The following is a 17,731-nucleotide window of genomic DNA, read 5'->3' on the forward strand; positions in this document are numbered from 1 at the left end:
CCGCGCCCCTGGCGGGGCTTCAAATCGAGCGAGAAGCCCGGGTCTTAGGCTGAAGTGTCCCCACAGCAGGCGGAATCCCTGGCAGCCGCAGGCGGCCTTTTCACCTCAAACTAATTCCAAATAGCTAGTCTTTAACTTCATCACTGGCAGCAGCGATAAAGTCGCGGAACAAGCCTTCTGGCCGGTTTGGCCGTGACAAGAATTCTGGGTGATATTGTGAAGCCACGAAGAACTTCTTTTCAGGCAATTCAATCACTTCGACCAAGTGGTCATCAGGTGATGTCCCGGAGAAGACCAGGCCCTTAGCAGCCATTTCTGCGCGGTACTGGTTGTTGAATTCGTAACGATGACGGTGACGTTCCTGAACAATCTCCTGATTGTCGTAGGCAGCGGCAGCGCGGCTACCAACCTTCAACTTGCAAGGGTACAGGCCCAACCGTTGGGTACCACCCATTTCGTGGACATCGGCTTGATCGGCCATCAGGTCAATGATCTTGTGGCTGGTCTCAGGGTCCATTTCCGTTGAGTTGGCGTCCTTGTAACCGAGAATATCACGTGCAAATTCGATGCTGGCCACTTGCATCCCCAGGCAAATTCCGAGGAATGGCACGTCTTGTTCCCGCACGTATTTGATCGCCGTAATCATGCCTTCGATCCCCCGGTCACCGAACCCACCGGGAACGATCACACCGTCGGCATCGCCTAAGATGTCCGCTACGTTATCTGGCGTAATCTTTTCGGCATCGATCATATCCAGATCAATCTTGGCATCAACCGAGTAACCGGCATGTTGTAACGCTTCGGCCACGGAGATGTAGGCATCGTGTAAGCCGACGTACTTCCCAACCAAAGCAATCTTAATCGTCCGCTTCAGGTTCTGCATGTGATCGACCATCTTGGCCCATTGTGCCATGTCAGACTTAGGCGCATCGACCTTGAAGTGGTCCAAGACAATCTGATCCAACCCTTGTTCTTGTAACCGTAATGGGATGGAGTAGATCGTTGGCACGTCCATGGATTCGATGACGGCTGAAGATTGAACGTCACAGAACAACGCAATCTTCTGCCGCATGTCATCCGTAATGTGGTTCTCAGTCCGGACAACCAGAATGTTTGGTTGAATCCCAATGCTCCGGAGCTCGCGAACAGAGTGTTGCGTTGGCTTCGTCTTCATTTCGTGAGCCGCATGCAGCGTTGGGACCAGCGTCGTGTGAATGTAAACGACGTTCTCGTCACCCACTTCAGACTTCATTTGCCGGATGGCTTCCAGGAAGGGTTGGGATTCGATATCCCCAACAGTCCCCCCGATTTCGGTAATCACGAAGTCGGCACCCAAAGTCTTGCCGGCCCGCATGATCTTTTCCTTAATCATACCGGTAATGTGAGGGATCACTTGCACAGTTGCTCCCAAATAATCACCGCGTCGTTCCTTTTCCAGAACTTCCGAATAAATCTTACCAGTCGTCACGTTTGAGAACTTGTTCAGATTGTTATCGATGAAACGTTCGTAATGACCCAAGTCCAAATCAGTCTCGGTCCCGTCATCGGTCACGAAGACTTCCCCGTGTTGATAAGGGTTCATCGTACCGGGATCCACGTTGATGTACGGATCGAATTTTTGAATGGTTACGTTTAACCCACGGTTCTTTAACAACCGTCCTAGGGAAGCAGCTACGATTCCCTTACCTAGTGATGAAACCACGCCGCCAGTCACAAAAATATATTTGGTCATGTGCAAACTCCTTGTAAGATTATTTAGGGTATAAAACTATAAAAAAACTCCCTATTCATTCGGAATAGGGAGCTACTTCACCGTTCAGTTGTCCTCGCTACAAGTAGCAAGGAGCCCAAAAAACATACTAACTGTTTTTCGACTGTAGGTCAAGCAAACATTTTCAATTTACTTTTGATCGCTGTCTTCTTCGTCATCGTCGTCTTCATCATCGTCATCAGAGAAGTCGAGATTGTCGGTGTCATCGTCGTCCGGGGCTTCCATCTGAGAAAGCTGGTCTTCGATACCATCTGGGATGTCTTCCGAAGCATCTTCTTCGTCATCGTCATCGATGCCTAAGCCGGTCTGTAACTTGCCCAGGTCTGGCGTTGAACCGGTTGAATCGTCATCATCGTCGTCATCACTGGCGTACGAGGTGTCGTCATCTTCTGGATCATCGTCATCGTAATCGATTACGTCGTCGTCATCGGTCGTGTCAGCGAGGAAGGCGTTAACCTTCTTACGCTTCTTACGCTTAGGTTGATCTTCATCTTCCTCAGCGTGAACCGTCGCTTCATCGATGGATTCAAACGGATACCAAGTTCGCAGTCCCCAGAGGTTATCACCCAGAGAAATGAAACTACCATCGACATTTAAATCCGTATAGAATTGGGACAGCCGGTTACGAACTTCTGCGTCACTGTCGCCCAAATAGGCTTGCACGGCGTTTGCTAAGTCGGCAAATGCCATCACGTCACCGTGTTGAGACAAAATGGCGTGAGCAACTTCGATCATTGATAATTCCTTTTTATTCTGGCCCTCAAAGACTTTTAATTCCAAACTGGTGCACGTCCTTTCCACAGTCTACGAAATATGATACTCGTTTATGCCGTAAATTGCAATCGAATCTTGTAGTTCCCGACTAATTCTTCACCAGCATAGAGCAGGTAGTCAATCTTAACGTTCCCGCTAAATGGCCGCTCCTGAAAACTGGTCTCCAGATATGGCGTCACGGTCTCGATTGGCATGATGCCATAAGGCGTCTTGTAGCGCGCCGTAACTCGCTTGCCACTGATGAAATGCAACCGAAGCTCGGCCTCCGCGTTTCGCGTCAGGTGGACCTCACCTTCTGGCGTGAACTTCATCGTCACGGGCGTTTCCTTTCCCGTCTCTTGATCGGGTTCCAGGTAGCGAAGATAGAGGTTTAAGCCCATCTGAACGAGTTGACCTTCCACATCTAAACGGTAGTCGGAAACGTCTCCATCCTGTTTAATATGCGTTTCCAAGTGAATCATCACGGGCACCCCCGTTGATAACTGATCCATCTGCACACTCCCTTTCCGTGAATTGTCTGCGTTAATTATAGTTCATTTTTCTTGGAAAACCTATTCTTTAATACTTTAAGACCAAGTTCTTTGAGAATCCCCACCCACCTCCGGCTAAGATCCAGCAGTCAAGATAATTTTAAATGTCTCCTGTAATCATCAAACTAATATTATTTGCCAATGGATCTTATCATTCACAACAACTACCGAACGTCATACGTACACATCGAAATCAAATCTAAGTGATCCTCCGCACTCAAACAGCCACTACACCCCCAACCATGACGGGGCCTAAGTTTTCTAGTATAATGAAAACATTACATCTAAACGACTGAAAGGGGGACGTCTCTTGGCACCATTTAATTTAGCCACTGACCGGATTCAGACGCTGACGACCGCTATTGCGGCCCAACAGAAGAATCAGGCTTTCGGTTACACCAATGCCCTACTAGATCTAATCCCCCGGCTTAAACAGCCCGTATTGCACTTCTGGACCATGCCACCAACCGTCATCATGGGGATTAAGGATAAGCGGCTACCATACCTTACAGACGCTGTCAGTGCCGTTCACGGCTACGGCTACGACCATGTTCTCCGAAATTCTGGCGGATTGGCCGTCGTAGCCGACGGTGGCATTCTGAACGTGTCCTTGTTTCAACCCCTGACGACCCCGGCCATTAGCGTGGCCGCGGCCTATGACCAGATGCTGGACCTGATGGCAGCTTCCTGGCCGGAACTCGACCTGGCTCATCATGAGATCACCCGTTCCTATTGTCCGGGTGACTACGATCTCAGCGTCAATAACCGCAAGATTGCTGGTATTTCGCAACGCCGCAGTCCACACGCCATGGTCACCATGCTATACCTCAGTGTCACTGGTGATCAGCTCACCCGCGGAAGCCTGGTACGTGACTTTTACCGTGCGGGTCTGGGTGACCATACCAATGATTGGAACTTTCCGGATGTCGATCCCGAGGTCATGACGACGGTCGCCGATCTCTTGGGTCATTCACTCACCGTGGACGACGCCCAGCAACGGATTCTTAGTGCCTGCACGACAGCGGGTCTCGCCATCGGTCAGGGCAAATTAACCGCGGCCATGGCGACTCCCTGGTTTCAGGATCGTTTGGCCCACGCGACCGCCCTCATGGCGCGCCGCCAACCTATTTAACGTTTAAATCAAGAAGGAGGAATCACTGTGAGTTACGCAACTGCTCGGCTACCCCGAGAAAAGGTCTTTCGCGACCCCGTTCACAACTATATTTACGTTCAACACCAAGTTATCTTAGACTTAATCAACACCCGTGAATTTCAACGGCTACGGCGTATCAAACAACTCGGAACCGCTTCGCTTATCTTCCACGGGGCCGAGCACTCGCGTTTCACCCACTCGCTGGGGGTCTATGAAGTCACCCGGCAGATCTGTGACAACTTCCAACGCAACTATCCCATGGAAATCCCTGGTGACGGCGGTTGGGACGACCGTTATCGGCTGACAGCCTTATGTGCCGCACTCTTGCACGACATCGGCCATGGCCCCTATTCCCACACCTTTGAACACATCTTCCACACGGACCACGAAGCCATCACCGCTGAAATTTTAACGTCACCAACCACCGAGGTTAACCAGGTCTTACGGCGTGTCAGCCCGACCTTCCCCGAAGAAGTTGCGAGCGTCATTCAAAAGACTCATCCGAACCCTCAAGTGGTTCAGATGATCTCCAGTCAAATCGACGCCGATCGCATGGATTACCTCCTGCGTGACGCCTACTTCACGGGTACCGAATACGGAACCTTCGACATTACCCGAATTCTGCGGGTCATGCGCCCTTACAAGGACGGGATTGCCTTTGCCATGAACGGGATGCACGCCGTCGAAGACTACATCATCAGTCGGTTCCAAATGTATCAACAAGTCTACTTCCACCCGGTATCCCGATCCATGGAAGTCATCTTGGATCACCTGCTAGCCAGAGCCAATGAGCTCTACCAAAACGGCAACGAAGATGAGAGCTTCGTGCCTCACTTACTCTTACCATTCTTCAATCACAAGTTCGACCTCAAGGACTACCTGAACCTCGATGACGGCGTGCTGACCACCTACTTCATTCACTGGCGCGATTCCGATGACGAGATTCTAGCCGACCTGGCTCACCGTTTCCTCGATCGAAAGCCCCTGAAGAGTGCGATCTTCTCCGAAGAGACGCAGGACTTGATTCCGCATCTCCGCGAGCTCATCGCCTCGGCTGGGTTCAACATCGACTACTACACGGCCACCGATAACAGTTACGATCTGCCTTACGATGATGCCTACGACCCACGGGTCACGCATCCCCTGACGCAGATTGAGCTTCAGGAACCAGATGGATCACTGCGAGAACTCTCGACAGTATCGGACCTGGTCAACGCGATTCGCGGTAAATTCTCCGGCGACCAACGTTTCTTCTTCCCTAAGGAAATGCTCAGCCCGGACAGTCACGACCCCGAGTTGTTCCAACCCATTTACGATGAATTCAAACAATACATTCAAAACAACCAGTTGATTCAGCCGAAGGAGACTGATCACCATGACCATTAAACTTATTGCCGTGGATATCGATGGCACCCTGCTCAATGAAAATGACGAGCTGACGCCCGGTACCATTCAGGCAATTCAAGCGGCCCGTGACCAAGGTATCAAAGTGGTCTTGTGTACCGGGCGGCCGCTCACCGGGGTCACGCCTTACCTGGAAGCCCTTGGCCTGAGTGGTGATGACCAATACGTCATCACTTACAACGGATCGATCGCTGAAACCGTCTCTGGTAAAGTGCTGACGAAACATTCACTCAGCTATAATGATTACGTTGATTTGGAAGCTCTCGCGCGAAAATTCCAGGTTCACTTCCAAGTTTTGACCCCCGATCACATGTACACTGCCGATCAGGACATCAGTCCCCACACGGTCACCGAGAGTCACTTCGTCCATCTCCCCCTCCGCTATCGAGCGGCGTCGGACATGCCCCGTGACCTCTTGATGCCCACCGCCATTTTCATTGACGATGCGCCCGTCCTCGACCAGGTTGAGGAACAATTACCGCGCGAGATTTACGATCGGTTCTACGTGGTGCGCACCATGCCCTACTTTATCGAGGTACTCAGCAAAAATGTCAGCAAGGGCAACACGCTGGCCGAGCTCGCCACGACCCTAGGGTTCACCGCCGCCGAAGTCATGGCAATTGGTGATCAGAACAACGATCTGCCGATGCTGACCTACGCCGGCCTCGGGGTGGCCATGGGAAACGCCAACGATGCCGTGAAGGCCGTCGCCGATACGGTGACGACCCCCAACACCGCCGATGGCGTGGCCACCGCAATTCAACGCTACGCCCTACCCTAACGACACGAAGGAGAATTGACGACTAACATGACAATTAAAATGATTGCAATTGATATCAATGGTACCTTGCTCAACGAAAAGAATGAACTGGCCCCCGCCACTATCGCCGCGGTTCAAGCCGCGACGGCCAAGGGCATTAAGGTTGTCCTATGTACTGGCCGACCACTGACCGGGGTTCAACCTTATCTCGACGCACTCGAACTGAGTGGCGATGACCAATACGCCATCACCTACAACGGATCGGTCTCTCAGACCGTTTCTGGAAAAATGATGACCAACCACTCCCTTAGTTACAACGATTTCATCGACTTGGAAGCCCTCGCCCGGAAACTCCAGGTACACTTCCAAATCGAAACGCCCGACTACATCTACACCCCCAACAAAGATATCTCGGCCTACACGATCGCCGAAAGTATGCTGGTGAAGATGCTCATCCGTTATCGGGCCGTTGGCGAAATCAGCCGCGACCTGACGATTTCTAAGGCCATGTTTGTCGACCACAAAGACATCATTGACCGCGTCAATGATGAGATTCCGCAAGAATTCCGGGACCGCTTCTATGTCGTTCAAAGCACGCCATTCTTCGTTGAAATCATGAACAAGCAAGCTAGCAAGGGAAACACATTGGGTGAACTCGCAACCAAGCTGGGCTTCACCGCGGATGATGTCATGGCCATCGGGGACCAAGGTAACGATCTGACCATGATCGAATACGCTGGCCTCGGGGTTGCCATGGGTAATGCCATCGACGAGGTTAAGAAAGCGGCCCAGGTCACGACGCTTACCAACGTTGAAGACGGTGTCGCAGCCGCCATCCATAAGTACGTCTTAGACTAGGCATGTTGAATTTTCTCCGCCTACGGCAGACAAGGTTCCATCCTGTGGGGCCCGGAAGAAGCCAAAGTGCGGTCTTCTTCCTCGCTTTAAGCCCCACTAAAAACGTGGGTCTTAAAGTCGTCCCGTGCCGTAAGGCCGGAGATTCACCGGCCAAACGCCACCGACACAGGATTCCACCTTGTCCTCCTCCGGCTCAAATTTAATATGCTTGCTATGTGTAAAACAAATAGACGCGTCACTATCAGTTGCCTCTGGTAGTGACACGTCTATTTTCTTGTAATCAATTTATTTGATTGTTTCTGTTTTTCCTTTAACTGCTCGAATGACATAACTTCCCTGCCAAGGTCCGGTCCACCAGCCGTCAAAACCGGCTGACTTGGCCAGTAGCACCTGACAACCCGCCGACTCCAAAAACTCTTGGTAGCCTCGCCGGTGATGCTCCGTATCCACGATTAGTAATTCACCACCCGGTTTTAAAACTCGAACGGCCTCCTCTAACGCCTGATAACGCTTGGCCTTAGGCTTGATGTTGTGCACCGCAAAACTGGTGGTCACGACGTCGAAACGGTTGTGATCATAGGGCAAATCCACCATATCCGCCGTCACCAAGGTCACGCGATCGGCCACCCCCAAAGCTGCCATGTTCGCCATCGTTGCCTGTTGGGAATTCTGTGATTGGTCCCGCGACCGCCAGAGATCAACGCCCACGGCCCGACCGGTTCCTGACAACTCTTGAGCCACGCGGCCCAATACGGCACCGTGTCCACACCCCAGATCCAGAACCTGAGCGTTCGGGTCAATCGTTGTCTGGCTCAATAACTGTTCCCAGATACTTTTCTTTCCCCGTAATGATGTATGTAAGAAGATTCCGGTCCCAGCCACGAAAATCAAGCCAACAATGATATCCCCAAACCGTCCTGTCGCGCTTCGTTCCCAGAAAAAACTACTGAAGAAAAAAAGCGCCGCAACCAAATAAACCATTGGAATTACGGGCGCATCAATACCAGACGTCACTTTTTTCATTTTGCATTCGCTCCCCTAAGTGAATTTTATAGTAGTGTTAAAATAATGCCGATAACGACGTACACGCCACCAGAAATCAATCCGTAACGGGCAAAGCCATTCACCACGATCGGTGAGTTTTTCACCGTCGCCACGTGACGCACGTCAATTTTCTTTTCGCGTTCCTCTTTGGTTACCGGGTCCCCTTTACGTCGTCGCCGACGCCACCCGGTAAACAAATGACCCTTGGCTAATATCCCTATCATCCCCAGGACCAGCAGTGCCAGCCCAATCATGAAGAGTAAGTTGCCAATGACCATTAAAGGTTGTTTCAAGATACGCATTACTAACGCAACAATCAGTCCCACGGCTAACGTGCCCGTGGTCCATCGCTGCCAACTTGTCATGGCAGTTGCTCCCTTCAAATTTTAAATTTACACGCAACTTTCTATTGTGTCGTCCGCCTACGGCAACCAGACGCCACCCTGTGAGGCGGACCTGAAGCCTGAGAAACGGTCTTCAGGGCAACCCTGAACCTCGAAAAACACGAGTTTCAAAGTTGGCCGTGCTCTAAGCCGAGAGAAAACCTCGACTAAGACCACCGACACAGGGTTCTGTCTGGTTGCCTCCGGCTAGGAACAATGGGTATCCCCCAACAATATCATCACCTTATAATCAACACAATCATCCATTGAGTGGCAAGAACTCAACAAATTAAGAAGCCAAGTTCAAACCCACTCAACTAGATCGTCGATCCTAGCCGGAGGTGGACAGGGGCGTAGCCCTGTGTCGATGGCGTTTGGTCGGCGATCCTGCCGGCCTTACGGCATGGGATGACTTTAAGACTCACGACTCTGGTGAGGCTTAAAGCGAGGATGAAGACCGCTTCTCAGGCTTCATCCGGTCCCCACAGGGCGAAGTCCCCTGCCCACCGCAGGCGAAACAAAAGATCACCACGTGTAGTTAGTTTAACCTATTCTAGCAAAAAAACTTGAGCCGTGTGCAACACGACCCAAGTTTTTTCAGTTTCTTTATTGTTCTGCGGACCGGAAACGGTTCTTGAACAATGGGCTAACTGGCCGGTTTTCGTTAATCCGCTTGATGGCTTGGCCAATCAGGGGACCAACGGAGATTTGTTGAATCTTGTCAATTTGCTTGTCTGCCGTTAATTGAATGGAGTCCGTCACCACTAATTTCTTAATTGGGGACTTTTCGATTCGTTCAATGGCTGGACCCGAGAGAACGGGGTGGGTACAACTTGCGTAGACCTCGGTAGCACCGGCATCCATCAGGGCTTGAGAGCCCAGGGTGATGGTTCCGGCGGTATCGATCATGTCATCAATCATGATGCATCGCTTACCCTTAACGTCCCCGATAATGTTCATAATCTCGGCAACGTTGGCTCTAGGCCGCCGCTTGTCGATAATGGCAATTGGGGCCTTCAAGAATTCTGCCAATGCCCGGGCACGTGTGACCCCACCATGGTCTGGTGAGACCACGACGGCGTCCTTGTCTAACCCGTTGGTCAGGAAGTAATCGGCTAACAGTGGCGCACCCATCAAGTGGTCCACTGGAACGTCGAAGAATCCTTGAATTTGAGCGGCATGCAAGTCGAGCGCCAGTACCCGCGTTACGCCAGCCGTTTGTAGCATATTTGCCACTAATTTGGCCGTAATTGGTTCGCGAGACCGGGCTTTTCTGTCCTGTCGGGCGTACCCATAATACGGAATGACCACGTTGATAGTGGCCGCACTTGCCCGTCGTAAAGCATCAATCATGATCAATAGTTCCATCAGATTATCGTTGACTGGTGCCGACGTGGATTGAATCACGTAGACGTGACAACCACGGACACTTTGCTCGATATTAATCCGAATTTCACCGTCACTAAACCGATCCACCGAAGTTTTCCCTAATTCAACACCAACCTCGCTAGCGATCTTTTCCGCTAACGGCTTGTTAGAGTTCAACGCAAAAATCTTTAGTTTAGGGTCAAAATATTGCGTAGCCATAATTTCCTCCAATAGCAACTAACCTGCCAGAATTTACTATAATAATTTTATGCTATCGTGTCGTGAAACACAAGACCCTCGCTCTAATCTTCACCGCGATACGGGAGTTTCTGGTAATAATTAGGCTTGTTGGTCTGGCGTTGACGCGCGATGGCCATGTCATATTGCTTTAAGTCGTCGGTAATTGTTGATCCAGCAGCCACAAAACTGTGGTCCGCCACATTCAATGGGGCGATTAAGTTGGAATTTGACCCGATGAAGGCGTCATCCCCCACGACCGTTTCGTGCTTGTGTTGCCCATCATAGTTCACGAAGATGACCCCACAGCCGACATTGATGTGCTTACCCAGCTTGGCATTGCCAACGTAAGTCAGGTGACCCACCTTAGTGCCCTCACCGATCGTGGCCTTCTTGACCTCGACGAAGTTCCCCAGGTGAACCTTAGGCCCAATGTGTGATTCTGGGCGCAAATGACTGTTAGGGCCAATGTCACTGCCACTAGCCATCGTCGAATCTTCCAATAGTGAAGAAGTGACGGTGACGTGGTCAGCTAACGTTGAGTTCCGGATTTCGGAATGCGCGCCGATGTAGCAATCCTCACCAATGACGGTGGATCCCTTCAGGACCACACCACCTTCGATGATGGTGTCGGAACCAATCTTGACACCGGCATCAATGTACGTCGTGTCGGGATCAATTAACGTAACCCCGTCGCGCATGTGTTGCCGGTTGATCCGGTTACGCATGATCTTCGTGGCGTTGGCCAAGGCAACACGGTCGTTAACCCCCATGGATTCATCGAAGTCTGCCATTTGATAGGCCGCCACAATGTCACCCTGTTGCTTCAGAATTTCGATGACGTCGGTCAGGTAGTATTCACCTTGCGCGTTGTCATTAGACGTCTGGTGTAAGGCCGCAAACAACTTTTGGTTGTCGAAGACGTAAACCCCAGTGTTAATTTCATGGATTTCCTGTTCCTCAGAACTGGCATCCTTTTGTTCCACGATCTTTTCAACGATCCCAATGTTGTTCCGCACGATCCGACCGTAACCGGTTGGGTCTGGGGCAACGGAAGTTAAGACTGTTGCGGCCGCATGCTTGGCTTCATGGTAGGCAAAGAGGTCTTCAAACGTTTGGGCCGTAAACAATGGCGTGTCCCCACTCACGATAAGCGTGGTGCCGGCTTCATCCTTCAAGAGTGGTTCGGCCTGTAAGACGGCATGGCCCGTTCCCATTTGTTTGGCCTGAAGTGCGTATGCCGTCCGGTCACCCAACGTGGCCTTGACGTCATCGGCACCGTAGCCCACGACCGTCACGATTTGATCCATCTGGGTCTTCTCTACCTGTGTGAGAACGTGGTCCACCATGGCTTTGCCGCAAACCTGATGTAAGACCTTGTATAACTTTGACTTCATCCGCGTGCCCTTACCAGCCGCGAGGATAATCGTATTTCTCGTGTTCATTCCGATATCTCCTAGTTTAATTGATTATTTTCGGCACCAAAAATTTGGGTCAAATAGTTCCCTGGTGTCACCCGGATCTGTTCGTCCTTCGTGTGAATCTTTAAGAGTGACGTGTACTTGGTCACGGTCCGTTGTCCCTCGAAGTCGCCTTCCGCAAACACGGCAACCCCGGCGAGTTGTGAATCGAATTCATCAACTAATGAACGCAACCCACCCACGGTGCCGCCGCCCTTCATGTAGTCGTCGACTAACAAGACTTTGGAACCGGGCTTAACGCTACGCTTGGACAAGGCCATCCGTTCGATCCGTTTCGTCGAACCTGAGACGTAGTTCACGCTGACCGTGGACCCTTCGGTAATCTGAGAATCATGCCGCACAATGACAAAAGGCACGTTCAGATAGCTGGCCACGCTCTGGGCCAAAGGAATTCCCTTGGTTGCCACCGTGACGACCACATCAACCGATTGGTTCAGGTACTGGGTCGCCAAGATGCGGCCAATTTGCCGCAAGGCAGCTGGCCGGCCGAGGATGTCGGACATATAAACGTAGCCACCCGGCAGGTAACGATCAGCTTCGGACAGTTCCGTAATCATTTCGGATACGAATTGTTCGGCTTCTTCTTTTAAAATGTACGGAATAAACCGTGCACCACCGGCAGCTCCGGGAACGGTCTCCAGCAACCCGGTTCCCCGCGTCTGAAAAGCCCGTTTCAAGATCGTCAGATCTTCACTGATGGAAGACTTGGCCGACCCATATCGCTCTGCAAAAAAGGTCAAGGACACCAATTGATGCGGACGTTCTAATAAATACCGGGTCATATCAACCAAACGGTCACTTCTTCTGACTTTCAACCTCTTCACCTCAACTATTATTTAGTATTAATTGTACCGCCAATTTTAGCATAAATGTTCGGGTTTTTCGTTACATTTCGGTGAGAATTAGGAAAAGGTCCAAAATTTAAAGAATGCAAGGATTTTTGGATGTTTTCACATCGCTTTTGGCTTTCCACGATTCAATAGTGATTAACTAAAAAATGACCCACCACGGGGGTGAGCCATCGATCTTTTCATATTCTTTTCGTTAAATCGACGCCTTATTCCGCCGTTTGAAGTCGTTGCCAACCCAACGCGACGAAGTAGAAGATGGCCTCAATGGCCGCGATAAAGAAGGAAACCGGGTAGTTGGTAAAGTAGCTCAGCGTCAACCCACTCCAGACCCCGATCAGGGCCAAGGCAATGGCTAAGACCATCATCCCCCCTACAGTGTGAGCAAAGTACTTTGCCGTCGCTGCCGGTAAGGTCAACAGGATAAAGATCAACAAGGATCCAACGATCTGAGCGGCAACACTGACACTCAACGCCACTAAGACTAAGAACGTAATTGATAAGGCATTGGTCCACAAGCCTTTAACCCGGGCACCGGTATGGTCAAACGAATCAAACTTCAGGAACCGGTAGAGCACGAAGACCACGACCAGCACTACGAGCGACAACCAGAGCATCTGGCGCACGTCACTAACACTGATGCCAATGACACTCCCAAAGAGAATGCTGGTGGCGTAGCTGGCATTCTTATTGGCTAGCGATAAGAATAGAATCCCCATCCCAATGAAGAGTGCCGAGATGGCGCTGGTGGCTGCCTCCCGCCGTTCCGAACGTGCCGAGAGCTGGCCCACAATGACCGAACTCACCACGGTAAAGAGCAACATGCCGTTGAGGGGTGCCCACCCGGCGAAGACCCCGAAGGCTGCGCCAGAGAATCCAATTTCGGACAGGGTGTGCGTCAGAAAGGACATGTTCCGGGCAATCACGAAGACCCCCATGATGCCACAGATCACGGCAATAATGGTTCCGGCCGCGAAGGCATTGCGCATAAATTCATAACTAAACATTTTCGCCCTCCCAAACCTTGTCGTCCGTCAGCTGTGAAATTGGCCCCTGTTCAACCTTACCAGGCGTCATCATGAGATATTGGTGCGTGTACTTCTGCGCCATCGGAATATCGTGGGTCACGAAGAGCACGGTCAGATTCAACCGCTGATTCAATTCGGTCACGAGATCCAATAATTCTGTCTTGGTTACCGGATCCAGACTGGCGGTCGACTCGTCTAAGATTAAGAGATTGGGCGCCTCGACGAGAGCCTGGGCCAGGTAAGCCTTCTGCTTTTCCCCACCCGAGGCCTGGCCAATAGGCCGGTTCGCTAGTTCAGTTAAGCCAGTCTGTTCGATGATGCGTTGGACCTTGGCCCGCTCTTTAGCCGACAGCCAAGGCAACTTCCACCCGGTCAGGTTAAGCCCGATAAAGTCCCGAATCGTCAACGGATAATCGGCATCGATGTTCCGAAATTGGGGAACGTAGCCGATCCGCACGTCATTGACGCTAGGCAGATAGGTCACCTTGCCTTGCGTTGGACGTAATTGATGCAGTAAGGTCCGCATCAAGGTGGTCTTCCCGACCCCGTTCTTCCCGATAATACTCCATACCTCACCCTGGCGAATCGTCAGGTTCAGGTCGCTGAAGACGGGATTGTTCGGGAACGTCACGCCGAGATGGTCTAATTTTAAAATAGGTGCGTTGGTCATGCGTGACCCTCCTGTTCTTGAATACGTTGCACCTGGCGATACTGCTTGAGCATCCAGGTCTTATAACTCTGGTGAACCGGCATGGTCTCGGTCACCTTGACCACGGGAATGTGGTGTTTCTTGGCGAGTTGGACCATCGCCGTCACGTTTTTACTGGTATTCTGAGTATTTTCAACGAAAAAGGCAATTCGATGGTGCTTGATCTGATCCTGAAGCTGGGTGATATCGGCTGGTGTCGGGTCACTATCTTCCTCGATCGATTGGGCAAAATGCGAATCACTCACCCGGTAACCCATGGCACTCAACGCCAAATCAAAGACGGGTTCACTGACGGCCACGCGTTGATGATGGCTATTCTTAGAAATAGCGGCCGCCAACTTAGGCAGTTCATCTAGCTGGGCCTCATAAGCCTGTCCGCGCCGGCGGTAATCGGCGGCATGCTGGGGATCAAGCTTACTGAATTGGGTCACCAAGTGCCGAGTCACCTTCACCATCGTGGTGGGATCGGTCCATAAGTGAGGATTATCCCCGAGTTTCTTCCCCATCAGGTGACCAATCGACAGGGACTTGGTCTGAGCGTCGTTATTAGCGGCTACAACCCGGTCCATCCAGCTATCGTAACCTAGTCCATTCTCAATGACCACATCGGCCTTAGCGACCGCCTTAGCCGTCTTCACGTCCGGCTCATAACTTTCAGCGTCGATGCTGGGGCTGTTGATCACCGTGGTGACCTGACCCTGGCTACCTAAGATCGCCTTGGCCGCTTCACCGTAGAAGCCCAGCGTCGCCACGACTTGGATTTTATTGCTTTTGTGTTGGGTCGTTGGGGCTGCCGAGCAGCCACTCAGGGTGACCCCTACTAAAATCAGGGCCAATAAGGCAATGATCACCCGCTAAATTGTCGTTCCCTGCGTCGCAAACTCGTCATCTCTTTTCTCACTCATTTATGTAAATGGTAATGATTACCGTTTAATATCTTACCAGATAATGTAAGCTTGTCAACCAGGTTTAAGACTTTCCTAATATAGTCCTAATATAGTACACGTTGAGCGGTCGCCTGCGGCCACCAGACGCCACCCGGTGGGGCAGACCTGAAGCCTGAGAAGCGGTCTTCAGGGCAACCTTGAACCTCGAAGATCACGAGTTTCAAAGTTGGCCCGTGCTCCAGGCCGAGACAAAACCTCGGCCAAGACCACCGACACGGGGTTCTGTCTGGTGGCCTCCGGATAGGATCATGAGCAAACAACAACCGACATTCCCTAAAAATACCTTTGTTGAGAGATATCTGTCAATTCTGAAATAAAATAAACTCGCGACAAATTACAACCGCTGCCAGCTATACTACTCTGACGTCAAATTATGACATTCTAGAACATCTTAGTAGCCAGAAATAGTCCACTCCCCTGATAGCTCATTGAAAGTAGTTGTGTAGCACACCAATTCCGCACGGCGGTGCATCTTCAACTATAGTCATCGGAAACATGCACCTCGAGCCGGAGGAGGCCAGGGATGGAGCCGGCCGTGGTGGTGATGTTAGACCGAGTGGTTTTCTCGGCCTTACATCACGGGCGACTTTGAAGACCCGTGTCCTTGGCGGGGCTTCAAATCGAGCGAGAAGCCCACCGGGCTGAAGCGTCCCCACAGCAGGCGTAATCCCTGGCAGCCGCAGGCGGCCAATCTACCGCCACACGAACAATCCCACCGACCAAAATCTAAGTCAGTGGGACCACTATTTCAACTTTTATTCAAACAACCTAATCAACATACTTTTCCAGGAATGTCTTGACCAAGTCATCATACTTGGCCGGGTCCTTGGCACGGGTGGCAATGTGCCCCGCTTCGTTATCGCGGTACCGTTCCTTAGGACCAGCCGCCGCCCGATAGAGGACATCCAAGTTTTCCACCGGAACGGTCTCGTCATTAGCGCCTTGAATAAACAGAATTGGCAGGTGCGTCTTCCGCAATTGTTGCGCAATGTTCCCATCCGAGAGTCGATACCCCTCGGCTAAACGGGAATACTGATCGGCAATTGGCAGGATTGGGTAAACCGGCAGATGATATTTATTGCGAATCCGGTAGCGGGCTTCCGCCAATACGGACGCGTAACCAGAATCAGCCACGACGGCCTTAACGTTGTGGGGCAAGTCTTCGCCGGCAGTCGCCAACACCGTGGCGGCCCCCATGGAGATCCCCAGCAACACAATTTCACAGTCTTCACCATAGGTGGCAATGACCTGGTTAATCCAACCGTTATAGTCGAACCGGTCTGGCCAACCATAACCAATCGTGTGACCCTCACTATCCCCGTGAGCCCGGGCATCGGGCATCAGAACGGTATAGCCCCAGTCATGAAAGGTCTTAGCCCAGGGAATCATCTGTTCGCGGGCGTGGCCCAAGCCGTGGGCCAGGATGGCAATCCGCTTGGTGGATTGGGTCGCCTTAATGCAACTAGCCCGTAAAATTAGACCATCCAAGCTGGTTTGGGTCCACTCCACGGGATTGTGTCGCAGATACCAGGCGTTGTCCGCCGCGGTATTTTCCGCGATCGCCCGTTGTTTCGTCTTGCGTCGATTACGGCTAAATGATTTCGTTGCGGCCTGGTAGACCACGGCGGCACCACCGAGCACCCCAACCGTGCCAACTGCGGCGGCGATCGCCGTTGCCCCCAGCCACTTCTGCCAACTCTTTGCCATACTGCCTGCCCCATTCCTGACTCGCGTCGAATTTGTTACCTCCACTGTACCCAAAATTACGGACCGTTACCACTATTTACTGTTAGATCTTGGGAACAAAAAAACTCGAGAATCATCTCTCGAGTTGGTCAAATCTATTTTAACGAATCAAAGCCGCTACCCGCTGTTGGAGTTCTGGCACCACGTCCGTCTCAAACCAAGGGTGCTGATGCAGCCAGCCGTAGTTGAGCGGTGATGGGTGAACTAGCGGAAAGTATGCCGGTAGATAATCCCTGAAGGCTGCCACCGTCGCCGTCAAATTTTTCTGACGCTGGGGCAGATAAGCCTTCTGCGCGTACTGACCGATTAACAGGGTCAGTTGAATCTTGGGCATCAGCTCTAGCAACGGGCCATGCCACTTTTCCGCAAAGCCCTTGCGGGGAGGTAAATCCCCACCATGCGCGTGCTTACCCGGATAATAGAAGTCCAAAGGCAACACCGCAATCTTGCCAGAATGGTAAAACTCATCCTTCGTGACGCCCATCCAGGCTCGCAACCGATTGCCACTGGCATCATCCCAAAACGTCATCGACGCCTGGGCCTGTCGACTGGGTGCCTGGCTGACCAATAGGATCGTCGCCTTAGGTTCCACGTGATACAGTGGCAATAAGCCCTGCTGAGTCAATTCCGCATTCTGTGGGTCTGCCTGAATCGCGTTGAAAATTGTTTCCGCTTTGGTCATTAACCACT

At 51.6% G+C, this 17,731-nt stretch carries 17 protein-coding genes; 4 read left to right on the top strand and 13 right to left on the bottom strand.

Annotated elements, in window-relative coordinates:
• Positions 1 to 124: 124 nt before the first annotated feature.
• The 3 genes from IV54_RS08065 to IV54_RS08075 form a co-directional block, all read right to left on the bottom strand.
• A complete protein-coding gene (locus tag IV54_RS08065; protein ID WP_057878859.1) occupies positions 125 to 1,732 on the bottom strand; it encodes a CTP synthase in 1,608 nt (535 codons plus the stop codon).
• Positions 1,733 to 1,900: 168 nt separating this feature from the next.
• Positions 1,901 to 2,551 (bottom strand): DNA-directed RNA polymerase subunit delta, encoded by a 651-nt coding sequence (gene rpoE, locus IV54_RS08070; RefSeq protein ID WP_057878860.1) that lies wholly within the window; start codon positions 2,549 to 2,551, stop codon positions 1,901 to 1,903.
• 44 nt (positions 2,552 to 2,595) lie between these two features.
• Positions 2,596 to 3,036: a YwiB family protein gene (locus IV54_RS08075; protein WP_057878861.1), complete on the bottom strand. Its 441-nt coding sequence runs from the start codon at positions 3,034 to 3,036 to the stop codon at positions 2,596 to 2,598.
• Positions 3,037 to 3,385: 349 nt separating this feature from the next.
• Here IV54_RS08075 and IV54_RS08080 point away from each other — a divergent pair, with 349 nt between their 5' ends.
• Genes IV54_RS08080 through yidA (IV54_RS08095) form a run of 4 tightly spaced genes read left to right on the top strand, consistent with a single transcriptional unit; the run spans position 3,386 to position 7,250 of the window.
• Positions 3,386 to 4,207: a lipoate--protein ligase family protein gene (locus IV54_RS08080; protein ID WP_057878862.1), complete on the top strand. Its 822-nt coding sequence runs from the start codon at positions 3,386 to 3,388 to the stop codon at positions 4,205 to 4,207.
• 27 nt (positions 4,208 to 4,234) lie between these two features.
• Positions 4,235 to 5,614 carry an HD domain-containing protein gene (locus tag IV54_RS08085; RefSeq protein ID WP_057878863.1) on the top strand — a complete coding sequence of 460 codons (1,380 nt, stop codon included), beginning with the start codon at positions 4,235 to 4,237 and terminating at the stop codon, positions 5,612 to 5,614.
• Entirely contained in the window at positions 5,604 to 6,413 is an 810-nt protein-coding gene (yidA, locus tag IV54_RS08090) for a sugar-phosphatase (protein ID WP_057878864.1), read from the top strand. The genes IV54_RS08085 and yidA (IV54_RS08090) overlap by 11 nt, the downstream gene beginning before the upstream one ends.
• A 27-nt stretch (positions 6,414 to 6,440) precedes the next feature.
• Entirely contained in the window at positions 6,441 to 7,250 is an 810-nt protein-coding gene (gene yidA / locus IV54_RS08095) for a sugar-phosphatase (protein ID WP_057878865.1), read from the top strand.
• Positions 7,251 to 7,535: 285 nt separating this feature from the next.
• Here yidA (IV54_RS08095) and IV54_RS08100 read toward each other — a convergent pair whose 3' ends face one another.
• The 10 genes from IV54_RS08100 to IV54_RS08145 all read right to left on the bottom strand — a co-directional run bounded on the left by IV54_RS08100 (position 7,536) and on the right by IV54_RS08145 (position 17,723).
• Positions 7,536 to 8,273, bottom strand: a complete 738-nt coding sequence (locus tag IV54_RS08100; RefSeq protein ID WP_057878866.1) for a class I SAM-dependent methyltransferase — start codon at positions 8,271 to 8,273, stop codon at positions 7,536 to 7,538.
• A gap of 26 nt (positions 8,274 to 8,299) precedes the next feature.
• On the bottom strand, positions 8,300 to 8,659 hold the full coding sequence (locus IV54_RS08105) for a DUF3899 domain-containing protein (RefSeq protein ID WP_057878867.1): 360 nt from the start codon (positions 8,657 to 8,659) through the stop codon (positions 8,300 to 8,302).
• A 624-nt stretch (positions 8,660 to 9,283) separates the two neighbouring features.
• On the bottom strand, positions 9,284 to 10,264 hold the full coding sequence (locus tag IV54_RS08110; RefSeq protein WP_057878868.1) for a ribose-phosphate diphosphokinase: 981 nt from the start codon (positions 10,262 to 10,264) through the stop codon (positions 9,284 to 9,286).
• Between the two features lie 83 nt (positions 10,265 to 10,347).
• Entirely contained in the window at positions 10,348 to 11,727 is a 1,380-nt protein-coding gene (gene glmU, locus IV54_RS08115; RefSeq protein WP_057878869.1) for a bifunctional UDP-N-acetylglucosamine diphosphorylase/glucosamine-1-phosphate N-acetyltransferase GlmU, read from the bottom strand.
• An 11-nt stretch (positions 11,728 to 11,738) separates the two neighbouring features.
• Positions 11,739 to 12,578, bottom strand: a complete 840-nt coding sequence (gene purR, locus IV54_RS08120) for a pur operon repressor (RefSeq protein ID WP_083488559.1) — start codon at positions 12,576 to 12,578, stop codon at positions 11,739 to 11,741.
• Between the two features lie 242 nt (positions 12,579 to 12,820).
• Entirely contained in the window at positions 12,821 to 13,618 is a 798-nt protein-coding gene (locus IV54_RS08125) for a metal ABC transporter permease (protein ID WP_057878870.1), read from the bottom strand.
• Positions 13,611 to 14,309, bottom strand: a complete 699-nt coding sequence (locus tag IV54_RS08130; RefSeq protein WP_057878871.1) for a metal ABC transporter ATP-binding protein — start codon at positions 14,307 to 14,309, stop codon at positions 13,611 to 13,613. The genes IV54_RS08125 and IV54_RS08130 overlap by 8 nt, the downstream gene beginning before the upstream one ends.
• On the bottom strand, positions 14,306 to 15,199 hold the full coding sequence (locus IV54_RS08135) for a metal ABC transporter solute-binding protein, Zn/Mn family (RefSeq protein WP_057878872.1): 894 nt from the start codon (positions 15,197 to 15,199) through the stop codon (positions 14,306 to 14,308). The genes IV54_RS08130 and IV54_RS08135 overlap by 4 nt, the downstream gene beginning before the upstream one ends.
• An 864-nt stretch (positions 15,200 to 16,063) precedes the next feature.
• Positions 16,064 to 17,002, bottom strand: a complete 939-nt coding sequence (locus tag IV54_RS08140) for an alpha/beta hydrolase (RefSeq protein ID WP_057878873.1) — start codon at positions 17,000 to 17,002, stop codon at positions 16,064 to 16,066.
• A 139-nt stretch (positions 17,003 to 17,141) separates the two neighbouring features.
• Positions 17,142 to 17,723: a uracil-DNA glycosylase family protein gene (locus tag IV54_RS08145; RefSeq protein WP_057878874.1), complete on the bottom strand. Its 582-nt coding sequence runs from the start codon at positions 17,721 to 17,723 to the stop codon at positions 17,142 to 17,144.
• Positions 17,724 to 17,731: the final 8 nt, after the last annotated feature.

The organism is Levilactobacillus paucivorans (assembly GCF_001437125.1).
Classification (GTDB): domain Bacteria; phylum Bacillota; class Bacilli; order Lactobacillales; family Lactobacillaceae; genus Levilactobacillus; species Levilactobacillus paucivorans.

Coding starts and splice junctions, on each gene's coding strand:
- IV54_RS08065 (WP_057878859.1), bottom strand. CDS start 1,732: ATGACCAAATATATTTTTGTGACTGGCGGCGTGGTTTCATCACTAGGT.
- yidA (WP_057878865.1), top strand. CDS start 6,441: ATGACAATTAAAATGATTGCAATTGATATCAATGGTACCTTGCTCAAC.
- IV54_RS08110 (WP_057878868.1), bottom strand. CDS start 10,264: ATGGCTACGCAATATTTTGACCCTAAACTAAAGATTTTTGCGTTGAAC.
- glmU (WP_057878869.1), bottom strand. CDS start 11,727: ATGAACACGAGAAATACGATTATCCTCGCGGCTGGTAAGGGCACGCGG.
- IV54_RS08125 (WP_057878870.1), bottom strand. CDS start 13,618: ATGTTTAGTTATGAATTTATGCGCAATGCCTTCGCGGCCGGAACCATT.
- IV54_RS08130 (WP_057878871.1), bottom strand. CDS start 14,309: ATGACCAACGCACCTATTTTAAAATTAGACCATCTCGGCGTGACGTTC.
- IV54_RS08100 (WP_057878866.1), bottom strand. CDS start 8,273: ATGAAAAAAGTGACGTCTGGTATTGATGCGCCCGTAATTCCAATGGTT.
- IV54_RS08140 (WP_057878873.1), bottom strand. CDS start 17,002: ATGGCAAAGAGTTGGCAGAAGTGGCTGGGGGCAACGGCGATCGCCGCC.
- IV54_RS08105 (WP_057878867.1), bottom strand. CDS start 8,659: ATGACAAGTTGGCAGCGATGGACCACGGGCACGTTAGCCGTGGGACTG.
- yidA (WP_057878864.1), top strand. CDS start 5,604: ATGACCATTAAACTTATTGCCGTGGATATCGATGGCACCCTGCTCAAT.
- IV54_RS08075 (WP_057878861.1), bottom strand. CDS start 3,036: ATGGATCAGTTATCAACGGGGGTGCCCGTGATGATTCACTTGGAAACG.
- IV54_RS08145 (WP_057878874.1), bottom strand. CDS start 17,723: ATGACCAAAGCGGAAACAATTTTCAACGCGATTCAGGCAGACCCACAG.